Source organism: Shewanella yunxiaonensis (assembly GCF_018223345.1).
GTDB classification, from domain to species: Bacteria; Pseudomonadota; Gammaproteobacteria; order Enterobacterales; family Shewanellaceae; genus Shewanella; species Shewanella yunxiaonensis.
Genome location: NZ_CP073587.1, coordinates 3,476,020 through 3,487,991 on the forward strand (window position 1 = coordinate 3,476,020; position 11,972 = coordinate 3,487,991).

The following is an 11,972-nucleotide window of genomic DNA, read 5'->3' on the forward strand; positions in this document are numbered from 1 at the left end:
AACGCGGCAAATGCCGCGCTCTTTCATTGATATAGCCAACTTAATGACCGAGATGGGGCACTTTGTGCAGCCAACCAGCAGGTGCCGGACGCAGGCCTTTTTGGATTTCGGTGTACACTTGATAAATGTGTTTCACATGTTCACCCACCTGACCGTTACCTACGGTAATCCGGCGACCATCTTCAAAGATATAGGAGCCAACAGGAGATACCACCGCCGCTGTACCAAAACCACCGGCTTCAATAATTTCACCAGATTCCACACCCTTCACAAAATCATCCAAGCGCACCATTTCCTGACGCACCGGATAACCGAGTTCAGTTGCCAGCTCGATAATTGACTGTGAGGTAATAGAACGCAGGATGGTATCGGTGAATTCTGGGATGACCACGGTGCCATCTTTCAGAATATGGAAGTGGTTCATCGCACCCGCTTCCTCGATATACACATTGTTGTTGTCCAGATACAGTACCTGAGCAGCCCCCACTTCTTTTGCAGCTCGGCCAGCACGCAAAGAGGCAGCATAGTTACCGGATGCCTTGCTGGCCCCCGTACCACCAGGAGCTGCACGGTGATAGTGAGTACTAATCAACAGACTGATAGGACTCAGGTTAGCCCCATAATAAGCACCGCTTGGGCTTAACACTACACAGAAGGTGTATGAAGTTGATGGACTGACTGATAGGCGATCTTCGGTGGCAAAAATAAATGGCCGAATGTACAAACAAGCGCCTTCTTGCATCGGGAACCATAAGCGGTCCGCATCAATCAGCGCATTGATTGCCTGCAGCTGCATCTCTTCTGGCAAATAAGGAATGCACAGAATGTCAGCAGAGCGATTAAGACGTTCGGCGTTTTTATTCGTACGGAAGGTATAAATCTCACCATCCTGGTGCATAAACGCTTTAGCACCTTCAAAAATGGATTGCCCATAATGTAGTGCAACTGCACCCGGTGCGACTGAAAAAGGACCATATGGAACAATACGTGGATCCCGCCATTCACCATCGTAATAATCCATTAAAAACATATGGTCGGTACGCAACCGGCCAAACCCGACATTACCCTCCGGACGGAACTGCTCCTGGCGGCGTTCTGCGGCAGGTTTTAACTGATACTTGATTTCCATTTTGAACTACCTTGACTATTGTTCAAGCAGACTAGGAAGCACAGCAATGAAAGTCAATAGGCATACAGGGGTGCAAGGCGATAACCGTTAGATTTTTTTTGAACAACTACCTAACATCAACGCAAGAATTCATTTAACACCTAGTGAACACTGTAACGGGATGTCAGAGATATGTTGACGATTTCGGCAAACATGCAACAAGTCGCCCTGCAATAGTAATTCGTCGGTATGTATTTTCAGCAGTTACCTAATTGTGACTGTTCGGTAGTCAGGCTGCACTGGTAGAATTACGCAGACTTATTTAACAACCGGAAGGACTTTCCCCGATGAGCCTTGATTTACTGTCCAAACTGGAAGCCAGTATCCAGAATGCATTAGAGCAGATTGAACTCCTAAAACTGGAATTGGATGAAGAAAAGCAGAAAAACCTTGCTCTCAGTGAGCAGAATCAGCGACTACAACAGGATCTGAATACCTGGAACGACAAAGTGTCAGGGCTGGTAGGTCTGCTCACCGAAAAGGTAGATTAATCAAACCGACGACGTTTCCTGAGTCTGCAGATCTAACAGATGATTGAGTTCGATAACCGCCTGCTTCACCTTGGGCAGGCCTTTACCAGGCAACAAGAAACGTCCTTTTTCAAACTCCAGACGACCTAGGTCTTTCACCCAGACCGCCCCTTTAAGAAAAATCCTCGCATGTTTGGCTATGAGCTTTGGAGCATAGACGGGGAATACGCGCACGGGACCTCCCTAATTATTTTTCTCATCCTGACCTTGGACAACCAGAGTCATTTAGGAGTTTCCGCAAAATGCTCATTTATTGAGCAAATGGTTTTTCTGTGGAATAAAAATAAATAAAATCAACGGTTGCCAATTTTTTGACGCTTGGTTATATTATTGACGTTACTCAGGGTAAAAACTGAGCCTCTGGCTCTAAATCCGTACTTCTCTTCAGGGGATGTACGGTTTTTTTTGTCTGCGATTTGCCTAATGAACGCGATGAGAACCCGTTAATGGGTTGGGGAAATAAAAAACCGGGCACACTGGCCCGGCTTTAGGTCAACCAAAAGGATCACTGCAGTTTGCTGAGATAATTAACAATTTCTAACAGCTGATCAAAAGACTTCAATGACGGGGTATCAATCAGATACTTATCATTAACCACCAGCCCTGGCACACCATCAATTTTAGCGTTTTCAGTACTACGCTTCATGCTGGCAACCATACTATTCACCATAAAGGAGTTGGCCGCTGCTTCAAATTCCTTGGGATCAACCCCTTGTGAGGCAAAAAACTGTTTCACATCTTCCATGCTAGTAAAGCGTTGGTGCTTTTCATGAATAGCCGCAAAGAGTGTCGGTTCGATTTTATCACTTACGTTTAATAACTCTGCGATCGCCCAGGCTCGAGACATCACCTCACCCATCTGACGCCCAATAAACTCTACGTGTACTTGTTTAAACGTCATCCCCTTTGGCATATTCGCCTTCAGTTGTGGCAAATAGGTCTTGGCGAAGTGATAGCAATGTGGACAGTAGAAAGAAAAATATTCTGTTAATACCGGTTTTACCGATGCTGGCTTATCGGAGATAACTTTGTAGTTAACCCCTTCTTTGAATTCGGTCGCGTTTGCCGCAAGAGGCAGCAACAAAAAAGCCGCAGCCATGATCAACAATTTTTTCATTGGGTGTTCCTTGTTTTTGGTTCTGGACCGGCATCCCCGGTCGCCGACTAAAATAATCTGCTTTTCCAGTGAAACTCAAGTCCTGAGTGCCATATTCTGGATTAACATATGTTTAATATGGGATCAGACTTAGCGGTGGCTGATGCAGACGCTGCAATTGGTCATTAAACAGTTGCCACTGTTGCTGCCAATAATCCTCAGTTGCAAACCACGGAAAATGCAGCGGAAATGCCGGGTCTAACCAACGCTTGGCCAGCCAGCCGTTATAATGCATCAGGCGCAATGCGCGCAAACATTCAATCAGTTTTAATTCTGCCGGATGGAAATCACTGAACTCCGAATAAGCCTCTAACAATACTTCCAGTTGTAGCTGTTGCTGATTACGATCACCACTGAGCATCATCCACAGATCCTGCACTGCCGGACCATTGCAAGCATCGTCTAAGTCAACAAACCCTGGACCGTCTGGCGTCCACAAAATATTCCCTGGATGCAAATCGCCGTGCAAGCGCATTTTCGATGGCGTCAGCTGTTGCCATTGTAGTCGGACTTGTTCGAGCAATGTATGCGTCGTTTCAAGCAACGGGGCTCTGAGTTTGGCGGGTATCAGTTGACACTCAGCCATCTCCGCGATTCCGGTATCACCAAAGGTCTGAGGGCTGATAGCAATTCGCGTCTGAAAACGACTGCCTTTGGCGTACTGGTGCATGCGCCCGATAAACTGTCCAACAGCTTCTAACTGTTCCAGATTATCCACTTCAAAACTGCGTCCGCCGATGGAAGGAAACAATGCAAAACGATACCCTTCAAAAAGATGCAGACTCACCCCATCCACGTTAACCGGTGCGGCTAAGGGGATTTCAGCCGCTTGTAACTCAAAAGCAAACGCATGCTCCTCAAGGATCTGCTCATCGCTCCAACGTTCTGGTCGATAAAACTTCACCACATAGCGTTTTCCGCGATCGCAACGGAACTGATAAACGCGGTTTTCATAACTATTGAGTGGCAACAACCCGCTTTCTGGGTAGATCCCGATACTTTCAATGGCGTTTAAAATCAGCTCAGGGGTTAACCCGCTGAAGTGAAATGCTGCACTGGTATCACTCATTGCTGTGACTCCCATAAAGATTGCAGATATTGCAGCACCTCAAAATCCTCCGGTTGCTGGCAACTTAACCAACAGCTACCGCTGTAAAATTCAAAATTAAGCCATAACAAGCTACTTTCAAACTCGACCAGCCACTGATGCCTGTCAGCGCCCCAACTGCGTTCACGCACGCGCAAATCTAACCGCTGGCACAGCTGTTCAGCTTGAGTCGGAAACTGTTCAAAATCCGCTACCGCCAATTCAAAAATCAGTGTGTGTTCGTTCACATCCAACCTGACAGCGGGATTGGCTGCTTTGGGATCATTCATACTATATGCTTCCTGTTAACTACTGCAGGACATAATCAAGCCTTCGCCCCAATCAGGTGGTCGCCGCGCGAAGTCCTCACAACCAGGTTGGGCATCATAAGGGCGTCTTAGCAACTGATACAGTTGCTGCAACGGTGCGGTATCGCCCGCCTCAGTTGCCGCAATTGCCTTCTGCGCCAGATAGTTTCGCAAAATATACTGCGGATTATTAAGACGCCGCGCTTCCTGCCACTGTTCAATATTGTCGACTTTGCCTAGGCGTTTGCAATAGCCGGTAAACCAATGATCAAACGCTGAGGTATCGACAAACATATCGCGTAAATCTGAATGATTCGCCACGGGATCCAGCGTCGCAAATTGCCGCAGAGTCAAGCTATAGTCCAGTTGCTGTTGCTCCAACATCGCAGTAAATGCACCAAACAACGCCAAATCTTCCGGCCCAGACGCTTCACCTGCAGGCGCTGGCAAGCCCAGCTTTTGCCGCATCAATTGTAAATAATGCTGCACTAACATTGGCTGGTAATGTGTTAACGCGGCCAACAGGTCATCAGAGGATATGAGTGGTGTTAGTGCCTGGGCCAGACATTGCAAATTCCATAAGCCAATCCCCGGTTGCCGCCCGAATGCATAACGCCCCTCGGGATCGGAGTGATTACAGATAAAATCTTCTTTAAACGTATCAAGAAAGGCGAACGGTCCGAAATCGAAACTATCCCCCAAAATTGACATGTTATCGGTATTCATCACCCCATGAGCAAAGCCGATAGCCTGCCAGGTTGCAATCAGTCGGGCGGTGGCTTCTACGACTTCCACAAACCACTGCCGATAACCGGCGGCGTCGCAACTGAGATGCGGGAAATGCTGTCTGATAGTGAAATCGGCAAGTTGCTGAACTTGTTCACGCTTGCCACCAGTACTGTAATAACAGTATTCAAAATGGCCAAACCGAATGTGGCTGCGAGCCAAGCGTACGGTAATTGCGCCTTTTTCCAACGTTTCGCGCCATACCGGCAATGCTGAACCAATCACGGCTAACGCTCTGGTGGTTGGCACATTAAGGTGAAACAGTGCCTCCGATACTAAGAACTCCCGAATGGCAGAACGCGTTACCGCACGGCCATCACCATGACGGGAAAATGGTGTAGCGCCTGCGCCTTTAAGCGCCACATCCCAACATCCGTTTGGGCCAATCGCCTCGCCAAGAATAATTGATCGACCATCCCCTAATTGGGGACTATATCCCCCGAATTGATGCCCGCTATACACCTGTGCGTAGTAGTTTGCACCTGGCATACGTTGATTACCGGCCAACTGCTGTAGCAGTTGTTCATCAGGTTGCGGGTTACCCACCAGCACTGCGGCATCATCGCTCCACGCTAACCAACTGGGAGCAGGTAAACCCGCAGGAGCCACCGTTTCATAAAAGCCGGGCAGTTGTTCAAAAAAATCCTGTTTGAAATCCATCAGTGCTCAGGAGTAAAAGTGTGCCATAGATCACAGGTTACCACATTCGCCTCATCTAAGCGGCAGCGATGGGCACACTGAAATACCGCCGGAGTTTCTGCTAATTGCTGCAACCCCTGACCTTTGGCCTGACATTGCGCAAGCGTTTCATAATAGCCACTAATCGCTTCGTAATGGTGTGCAGGCTGAGGAACTTGCTGATGTCCTGAATAATAAAATAAGGTCCACTCGGGAACCTGAGTACAGCCTGTCATCCCAGTAAGCAGGACTAATGCAAATAGGAAATACTTCATCGAGGACCTCTGCCTGTTATCAAGACAAAATAAAAAGAAACCCGGCCGCCGCTGGCAGACCGGGTATGGCAGTTCTATATTAGCGAGTTACCAAGGCATTATCAGCCCCCGGCTTTCAGACGCGCCTTTTCTATCCGTTTTATGCGACCATCAAACCCGGTGACCGTACCGTCTTCCAGACCATAATCCAGTGCTTGCTGACACAGATCTATGGCCTGTTCATAATGACCCGCTTCAGTACAGATAGTGGACAGCTGCAGGAAACCATTGGCTTTAAAGACCGCTTTAGGATCGGCGGCCAAGGTTACCTCACGACACTCACTGAATAATGGTGAGTACATCTTTGCAAGGCGCTGACCGAACTGCAGATATTGGCTATTTTTGCGCTGTTTATAACATTCGCCGATGACGGCCAGCAACGCTTCGTGGCGTGCTATCACTTCAGTCGTGGCATTGTAATGTGCCAGTGCACGCTTCAAGGTGACATTGGCCCAACTGACGTCTGGCTCTGGCTCTGGCTCTGGCTCTGGCTCTGGCTCTGGCTCTGGCTCTGGCAGTTCAGTATCAACGGCGGCCGTTGGTGCTGCAAAATCGGCATCCTGGCGTTCGTTAGCTGGCGGAGTTGGGCGTGGTTGCCGATGACGCTCTTGGGCTGCCAACGATTGTGCTCGCCGGTACAAAAATACCCCTACGCCGATCAGCGCAATGATGGCTATCAATTTCAACATGTTGTTTCACCATTTGCATTGAGGGAATTAAGACCCGCAAAACATCGCGCAAGCTTTGCCGATCAAACTGTGTTACCAACCATAGATTTAATGTATTCTCTCCGTAAAAATCAAGTATTTAACTTTGCGTATTTGCCCTGTCGGTCCCCTATCCTGTGACCTGTTTAACAATTTGTGGGTAATTCGGTTATCACTGTGCCAACTTAACTGAGGCAATTAAGGATATTGGTTATGCAAAAAATATTGATAGTGGCTCATGCGAGCCCGTATGGCTCTGAAAAAATGTTCAACACTTTACGCATTGCGATTGCCCTGAAAGAGTTTGCGGCAACCGAAGCTGAGCTAAAGCTCTTCCTGATGTCAGATGCGGTATTCAGTGCAGTCAAAGGCCAAAGCACTCCGGATCTCAGCTATAACCTGCAACAGATGTTAGAGATCCTCACCGCGCAAAATGTGCCCTTGTTGCTGTGTAAAACTTGTGCTGAAGCTCGCGGCGTCACGCAAGAAATGCTGGTCGATGGTGCCGCCATTGGCACCCTGGGCGATCTTACGCGCTGGACCCTTGAAGCCGATAAGGTCATGCATATCTGATTAGCAAGCAACAGACAGACCGGCAGATGCGCATAAGTAGTATTTTGTGCGCATCTTCAAAATCTCCCATACTGTTGCTACCCGTTTATATGACGGCTCGCTAAACTGATTGCATCAGCTGCAATGCCGGAGAAGTTATGTCACTGCTGCAGGGCAAGTTACAAACGGAATTTCGTACCATCAGCGCCATGATGGTAATTTATTGTCGTGATCATCATGGTGGTAAAAATACGCTATGTCCGGAATGCCAGGCATTGCTAGATTATGCAGAAACCCGTTTAGATCGCTGCCCGTACGGTGAAGACAAAGCCGCCTGTAAACATTGTCCAGTACATTGCTATAAAGCCGAGCAAAAACAACAAATACGGCAGGTGATGCGCTATGGTGGCCCCCGTATGTTATGGCGACACCCATTGTTAGCGATACGGCATTTACTCAACGAACGTAAGCAGTTTCCGCCCAAACCTCCCCAAAACGCTTCTAATCGCGCGAAACGCCAGCAGAAGTAACGCTTTTTATTGCAGTTGCCGCTATCTGCGACAAAAATTAATTAAGCAGAGCACGCGGAGAGCGCCATGGCAGCGCTTGATCATTTTTTTACAGAAGCCTATTGGTGGTTGTCACTACTGGGTGGCCTGCACTGTCTGATGCTCGCAGGCTACGCGATGTTTGTTTATCTTGACCGTAGCGATCAGAAATGGCTGTTAGCCAGTATTTTTGGATTGTTGGCACTCTACTTTTTTACGGGGATGTTGAATCAGAATAACATGCCCACGCACCTGTTGTTTCTGTTACTGCTGCCGACCTATTTTTTAGTGCTACCGCTGGTGTACTTGTATTGTCGGCGCTTGTGTTATCCCCATCTATACCTGCAACTCCCATTCTGGCACGTGAATCCCATGCTGGTCGCAATGACACTGGTCGTTGTTACCCTATTTATTCACCACGCCAGCATTGAAAACGTTTTGGCGATAGCAGGACACAATTCTTTTAACGGTTTGACCCTATGGTTAACGCTGGCACTGAGCCTGCAAACGCTGTTATATGTCTGGTTAATTTTGCGCTTACTATTGCGTCATCAAACACAAGTCACCCTTAGCCAAGATCCGCAACTACAACTGCGATTTCGTTGGCTGTTAATCCTGACAATCGCCTTAATGATTAATTGGCTGGTGCGCACTGTGGCGTTTGCCTTATTACTGTTATTTGGCGATCAAATATCGCCTATCACCCAAACTGTGCCTCATGTTGTACTGCTGCTAACAATCTATGCTCTAGCACTTTATGGTTTAAAACAACTGACTCATCTAGCCTATTTGCGCGGGCGAGCGGCCCGCCAAAAGCTAGGGCGTGACAATGTACTCACTGAAGAGGAGCGACAGTTTATTCGTCAGCTTATGCGCTCTGGTAAGCACCACTAATAACTGCCAAAGAAACATTAACTAAGCTCACAATTTTGACGTTTCAGCACGCTTTTTTACTGAACCTAAGCTGACAAGTAGCCAAAAAGAAACGCTTTTTTCTGCTGCCACACTGTTTTTTTGGATACTGGAAGGTAAGCTAGTGCCCAAACAACGGGAACACCTGCCGTTAAAACTCAAATGGATGGAGGTTCGAAATGAAAACCTTTAACAGTATTTTGCTAGCCACCATTGCGCTAGTTGCCAGTATTAGTTTTGTCGGTCGAGCGCATGCCGAGGATAGCTACAGTGATGCGCTGACAACATTCCAAAAGGCCACTGAAACCCATAAATTTTTTAATACTGCTTACGGCTATGCCATATTCCCTACCGTTGGCAAAGGAGGTATCGGGATTGGTGCAGCCTATGGTAAAGGTCGGGTATACCGTGGTGGCGTATACACTGGCGATTCATCGCTGACTCAGGTATCCATAGGTTTCCAGCTCGGTGGCCAAGCATACAGTGAAATCATCTTCTTTAAGGATGCCAAGGCTTATAACGATTTTACCAGTGGCAGTTTCGAGTTCGGTGCCCAAGCCTCCGCAGTTGCTATCAACGTGGGAGCCAATGCCCAGGCAGGCACTATCGGTAACTCTGCGGGAGCCGGTCAGCATGGCGGCAGTCAAACCGCAACCGCATCTTACATCAATGGCATGGCAGTATTTACTTCAGCTAAAGGCGGCTTGATGTTTGAAGCGGCACTGGCAGGGCAATCATTTACCTTTGATCAAAAATAGACTAGCCATAACCGCATCATCAATAAAACAGGCGACATTAGGTCGCCTTTTTTATTACCAGCCAATCCATTGCCGAGAGCGATCCCCCAGCCCTTTTTTAATACCCATGGCTGACCACATGCTGAAGAACAGTAACATCAGGAAAATGCCAATCGACAAAGCTACCGAAGTCAGAGCTGACCCTGGGGCGAGTTTAAAATGCAGCAACTGACAGGCATCACCAAATAACATGGAAAAGATCGGATGCAGGAAGAAAATGGCAAAACTCATATCTGCCACCCGTTCCAGCCATGGAAACTCGCCTATTCTAGTCAGCAATTCACAGCCTTTTAGCACCAGAATGCACAGACAGAATTTCTGCACGAATTGCCAATCTATGCCTCCGTATACCCACGCATCTTTATGATAGTTACCAACGTGCCCATCAATATTCGTCTGCACCCATAAGCTGAGGATTAATCCCAGCCAGGCTAATACATTCAGCGGGACTGACAACCGTTTTACCACTACCTCTTCTTGTGAATACAGTATTCCCAACAGATAGAATGGCGTGAAATACACTAGCGACTGTAGAACGTTAACATTGCCAATCGGCCGATGTAACAACATCGCTGTCACCATCAATAACAGTAACAATCCCGTACGCCACGAGCGAGCGAGCCGAATATAAGCGATAAATACCGGAGAAATGGCAAATACCGCCATGATGAAAGGTACATACCAATGAGGAAACAACACATAACCATTGCGCACGGTGTACCAGCAGTCCAACAATATCGCTTGTGGCGAATGCCCTTTTAACCAATACCATTCGGCTATCAACAACAACAGGCCAGCCAACGACACCCATAAAAATGGCAATGCCACGTTACGAATTTTATTACTCATAAACCCACGGTATTCAAATCGGGGATAAAACACCCGGTGAAAAAAATACCCCGAGATAAATACAAATAATGCGGTACCGCCTCGTACCAGGTTTTCCAGCATCGCGGGAAATCCCTCGCCCGAGTTATAAACACTATGGCCAGCGACAATCAGCAAAATAGCCATGCCACGCATATAGGTAAATTCTGTTTGTTTCTGGCGCATAAGGGCCTCACATGACTAACAAGAAGGAACGGGAGAAACGACATGTCCAGCGGCAGAAATGACCGGACCATACAATAGAAATGAATGTCTGGATGGAGAATCGCCGCCAGAATAGCGGCAATTACAGCAAAGCGGAATAGGTCTGCAAAAATATTTTTTACGCGTCTGGATAAACCAAAAATATCGATATTATTTATATAGTTATCGCTAATCTCCGAACCACCGCTTCAGCGTGGAACTCGCTTCTTCACGAACAGAATCATCAATGTACATACTGACCATGGCCATCGCCGCAGCAAGCGCACCGAGGTCATCACTAAAACCGACGATAGGCGTCAGATCCGGAATGGCATCGAGCGGTGAAATGAAGTAAGCCAAGGCACCAAAAATCGCCGTTTTAGCCCACTTCGGAGTGTCGTTACGTTGTGCGGCGTAATAAAGCAATAACGCATTTTCAACGACTTCCCGGCCAGCTTTAACAGCGAATCCCTTAAGCTTGTCCCAAAATCCCTGTTCACTGTATTGCTGCTGCATTGATTCCTCCGAGATACCTATGCTCAGCGCTATGTAGCCACATATCTCTAGCATTAAAGCATGGTGATATGCTTTTTCTTAGGACTGCACCGGCTTTAGCATAATATCGCAAAGATCAATTTGAATTGGTATTTCTTAGCTATCTTCAACGAATTTCAGGTATAAACATCACCTATAACAGATCAACCGTGTGATTGTTTAACAACTGAGAGTTAAGCGATTCAATCATGAAAATAAGAGCCGTCACTCACAAAGATGCACAAGCGTTATCCGATTATTTTATTCGTAATCAACAACATTTTGCGCGCTGGGAACCGTTACCCCCAAAGGGTCATCACGCGCTGAGCAACTGGCAACACAGATTGGATGCACTGTTTGCAGCACCGATTAATGAATATTGGTTTGTGCTGGATAGCGGCCTGCAAATCGTTGGACATTGCACCCTAAGTAACATTATTCGTGGGCCCTTGCAGGCATGTTATATGGGCTATGGCATTGATAGTACGTTACAGGGAAAGGGGCAAATGCTCCCCTTGTGCCAGGCAGCGCTTAACTTTGCCTTTGACGAACTGCGGTTGAACCGGGTAATGGCGAACTATATGCCGACCAATCAACGCTCGGGGAAGTTGCTGGAACGTCTGGGCTTTGAGCGTGAAGGCTTGGCCAAACGATACCTTAAAATCAATGGCCGTTGGGAAGATCATATTTTGACCGCTAAACTCGCACCCCATGCGGCAGATTAACGCGGATAGAAAAAGAGCTAACCTACGCCAAATCTAGGCACTCTCGGCGACATCGAACTATTCGGCTTACAGCGTGCTCGACCTAAAACCCAACACAGA

At 47.5% G+C, this 11,972-nt stretch carries 16 protein-coding genes; 6 read left to right on the forward strand and 10 right to left on the reverse strand.

Features of this window, described 5'->3' with window-relative positions:
• Nucleotides 1-40: 40 nt before the first annotated feature.
• Nucleotides 41-1,129, reverse strand: a complete 1,089-nt coding sequence (locus tag KDN34_RS15850) for a branched-chain amino acid aminotransferase (protein ID WP_212594666.1) — start codon at nucleotides 1,127-1,129, stop codon at nucleotides 41-43.
• A 326-nt stretch (nucleotides 1,130-1,455) separates the two neighbouring features.
• On the opposite strand from KDN34_RS15850, the gene KDN34_RS15855 reads away from it, so the two are divergent.
• On the forward strand, nucleotides 1,456-1,659 hold the full coding sequence (locus tag KDN34_RS15855) for a cell division protein ZapB (protein ID WP_212594667.1): 204 nt from the start codon (nucleotides 1,456-1,458) through the stop codon (nucleotides 1,657-1,659).
• Here the strand turns inward: KDN34_RS15855 and KDN34_RS15860 are convergent, their stop codons facing one another.
• The 7 genes from KDN34_RS15860 to KDN34_RS15890 all read right to left on the reverse strand — a co-directional run bounded on the left by KDN34_RS15860 (nucleotide 1,660) and on the right by KDN34_RS15890 (nucleotide 6,716).
• Nucleotides 1,660-1,872 (reverse strand): DUF1107 domain-containing protein, encoded by a 213-nt coding sequence (locus KDN34_RS15860; protein ID WP_212594668.1) that lies wholly within the window; start codon nucleotides 1,870-1,872, stop codon nucleotides 1,660-1,662.
• A 331-nt stretch (nucleotides 1,873-2,203) separates the two neighbouring features.
• The gene (locus KDN34_RS15865) at nucleotides 2,204-2,815 is read right to left on the reverse strand and encodes a thiol:disulfide interchange protein DsbA/DsbL (RefSeq protein ID WP_212594669.1); all 612 of its coding nucleotides are present in this window, start codon (nucleotides 2,813-2,815) and stop codon (nucleotides 2,204-2,206) included.
• A gap of 112 nt (nucleotides 2,816-2,927) precedes the next feature.
• Nucleotides 2,928-3,923, reverse strand: coding sequence for a serine/threonine protein kinase (locus KDN34_RS15870; protein WP_212594670.1), 996 nt, complete (start codon nucleotides 3,921-3,923; stop codon nucleotides 2,928-2,930).
• A complete protein-coding gene (locus KDN34_RS15875) occupies nucleotides 3,920-4,231 on the reverse strand; it encodes a DUF3630 family protein (protein ID WP_212594671.1) in 312 nt (103 codons plus the stop codon). Before KDN34_RS15875 ends, KDN34_RS15870 begins: the two co-directional genes overlap by 4 nt.
• A 15-nt stretch (nucleotides 4,232-4,246) precedes the next feature.
• Nucleotides 4,247-5,695, reverse strand: coding sequence for a protein adenylyltransferase SelO (locus KDN34_RS15880; protein ID WP_212594672.1), 1,449 nt, complete (start codon nucleotides 5,693-5,695; stop codon nucleotides 4,247-4,249).
• The gene (locus tag KDN34_RS15885; RefSeq protein WP_212594673.1) at nucleotides 5,695-5,988 is read right to left on the reverse strand and encodes a hypothetical protein; all 294 of its coding nucleotides are present in this window, start codon (nucleotides 5,986-5,988) and stop codon (nucleotides 5,695-5,697) included. Before KDN34_RS15885 ends, KDN34_RS15880 begins: the two co-directional genes overlap by 1 nt.
• A gap of 101 nt (nucleotides 5,989-6,089) precedes the next feature.
• A complete protein-coding gene (locus KDN34_RS15890; RefSeq protein WP_228730368.1) occupies nucleotides 6,090-6,716 on the reverse strand; it encodes a hypothetical protein in 627 nt (208 codons plus the stop codon).
• Between the two features lie 231 nt (nucleotides 6,717-6,947).
• On the opposite strand from KDN34_RS15890, the gene KDN34_RS15895 reads away from it, so the two are divergent.
• The 4 genes from KDN34_RS15895 to KDN34_RS15910 all read left to right on the forward strand — a co-directional run bounded on the left by KDN34_RS15895 (nucleotide 6,948) and on the right by KDN34_RS15910 (nucleotide 9,504).
• Complete coding sequence (locus KDN34_RS15895) at nucleotides 6,948-7,307, forward strand: DsrE/DsrF/TusD sulfur relay family protein (RefSeq protein WP_212594674.1); 360 nt, start codon at nucleotides 6,948-6,950, stop codon at nucleotides 7,305-7,307.
• A gap of 137 nt (nucleotides 7,308-7,444) precedes the next feature.
• On the forward strand, nucleotides 7,445-7,816 hold the full coding sequence (locus KDN34_RS15900) for a nitrous oxide-stimulated promoter family protein (RefSeq protein ID WP_212594675.1): 372 nt from the start codon (nucleotides 7,445-7,447) through the stop codon (nucleotides 7,814-7,816).
• A gap of 66 nt (nucleotides 7,817-7,882) precedes the next feature.
• Nucleotides 7,883-8,728 carry a hypothetical protein gene (locus tag KDN34_RS15905; RefSeq protein ID WP_212594676.1) on the forward strand — a complete coding sequence of 282 codons (846 nt, stop codon included), beginning with the start codon at nucleotides 7,883-7,885 and terminating at the stop codon, nucleotides 8,726-8,728.
• Nucleotides 8,729-8,925: 197 nt separating this feature from the next.
• A complete protein-coding gene (locus tag KDN34_RS15910; protein ID WP_212594677.1) occupies nucleotides 8,926-9,504 on the forward strand; it encodes a lipid-binding SYLF domain-containing protein in 579 nt (192 codons plus the stop codon).
• 54 nt (nucleotides 9,505-9,558) lie between these two features.
• Here the strand turns inward: KDN34_RS15910 and KDN34_RS15915 are convergent, their stop codons facing one another.
• Nucleotides 9,559-10,596, reverse strand: a complete 1,038-nt coding sequence (locus KDN34_RS15915) for an acyltransferase family protein (RefSeq protein ID WP_212594678.1) — start codon at nucleotides 10,594-10,596, stop codon at nucleotides 9,559-9,561.
• 207 nt (nucleotides 10,597-10,803) lie between these two features.
• Complete coding sequence (locus KDN34_RS15920; RefSeq protein ID WP_212594679.1) at nucleotides 10,804-11,130, reverse strand: YkvA family protein; 327 nt, start codon at nucleotides 11,128-11,130, stop codon at nucleotides 10,804-10,806.
• A gap of 227 nt (nucleotides 11,131-11,357) precedes the next feature.
• Here KDN34_RS15920 and KDN34_RS15925 point away from each other — a divergent pair, with 227 nt between their 5' ends.
• On the forward strand, nucleotides 11,358-11,873 hold the full coding sequence (locus tag KDN34_RS15925) for a GNAT family N-acetyltransferase (protein ID WP_212594680.1): 516 nt from the start codon (nucleotides 11,358-11,360) through the stop codon (nucleotides 11,871-11,873).
• The last annotated feature ends 99 nt before the right edge of the window (nucleotides 11,874-11,972 follow it).

Excerpts from the sequence above, each read along its gene's own strand:
- KDN34_RS15890 (WP_228730368.1), bottom strand. The coding sequence starts at position 6,716 with ATGTTGAAATTGATAGCCATCATTGCGCTGATCGGCGTAGGGGTATTT.
- KDN34_RS15865 (WP_212594669.1), bottom strand. The coding sequence starts at position 2,815 with ATGAAAAAATTGTTGATCATGGCTGCGGCTTTTTTGTTGCTGCCTCTT.
- KDN34_RS15850 (WP_212594666.1), bottom strand. The coding sequence starts at position 1,129 with ATGGAAATCAAGTATCAGTTAAAACCTGCCGCAGAACGCCGCCAGGAG.
- KDN34_RS15920 (WP_212594679.1), bottom strand. The coding sequence starts at position 11,130 with ATGCAGCAGCAATACAGTGAACAGGGATTTTGGGACAAGCTTAAGGGA.
- KDN34_RS15885 (WP_212594673.1), bottom strand. The coding sequence starts at position 5,988 with ATGAAGTATTTCCTATTTGCATTAGTCCTGCTTACTGGGATGACAGGC.
- KDN34_RS15910 (WP_212594677.1), top strand. The coding sequence starts at position 8,926 with ATGAAAACCTTTAACAGTATTTTGCTAGCCACCATTGCGCTAGTTGCC.
- KDN34_RS15855 (WP_212594667.1), top strand. The coding sequence starts at position 1,456 with ATGAGCCTTGATTTACTGTCCAAACTGGAAGCCAGTATCCAGAATGCA.
- KDN34_RS15895 (WP_212594674.1), top strand. The coding sequence starts at position 6,948 with ATGCAAAAAATATTGATAGTGGCTCATGCGAGCCCGTATGGCTCTGAA.
- KDN34_RS15900 (WP_212594675.1), top strand. The coding sequence starts at position 7,445 with ATGTCACTGCTGCAGGGCAAGTTACAAACGGAATTTCGTACCATCAGC.
- KDN34_RS15925 (WP_212594680.1), top strand. The coding sequence starts at position 11,358 with ATGAAAATAAGAGCCGTCACTCACAAAGATGCACAAGCGTTATCCGAT.
- KDN34_RS15905 (WP_212594676.1), top strand. The coding sequence starts at position 7,883 with ATGGCAGCGCTTGATCATTTTTTTACAGAAGCCTATTGGTGGTTGTCA.
- KDN34_RS15875 (WP_212594671.1), bottom strand. The coding sequence starts at position 4,231 with ATGAATGATCCCAAAGCAGCCAATCCCGCTGTCAGGTTGGATGTGAAC.
- KDN34_RS15870 (WP_212594670.1), bottom strand. The coding sequence starts at position 3,923 with ATGAGTGATACCAGTGCAGCATTTCACTTCAGCGGGTTAACCCCTGAG.
- KDN34_RS15915 (WP_212594678.1), bottom strand. The coding sequence starts at position 10,596 with ATGCGCCAGAAACAAACAGAATTTACCTATATGCGTGGCATGGCTATT.
- KDN34_RS15880 (WP_212594672.1), bottom strand. The coding sequence starts at position 5,695 with ATGGATTTCAAACAGGATTTTTTTGAACAACTGCCCGGCTTTTATGAA.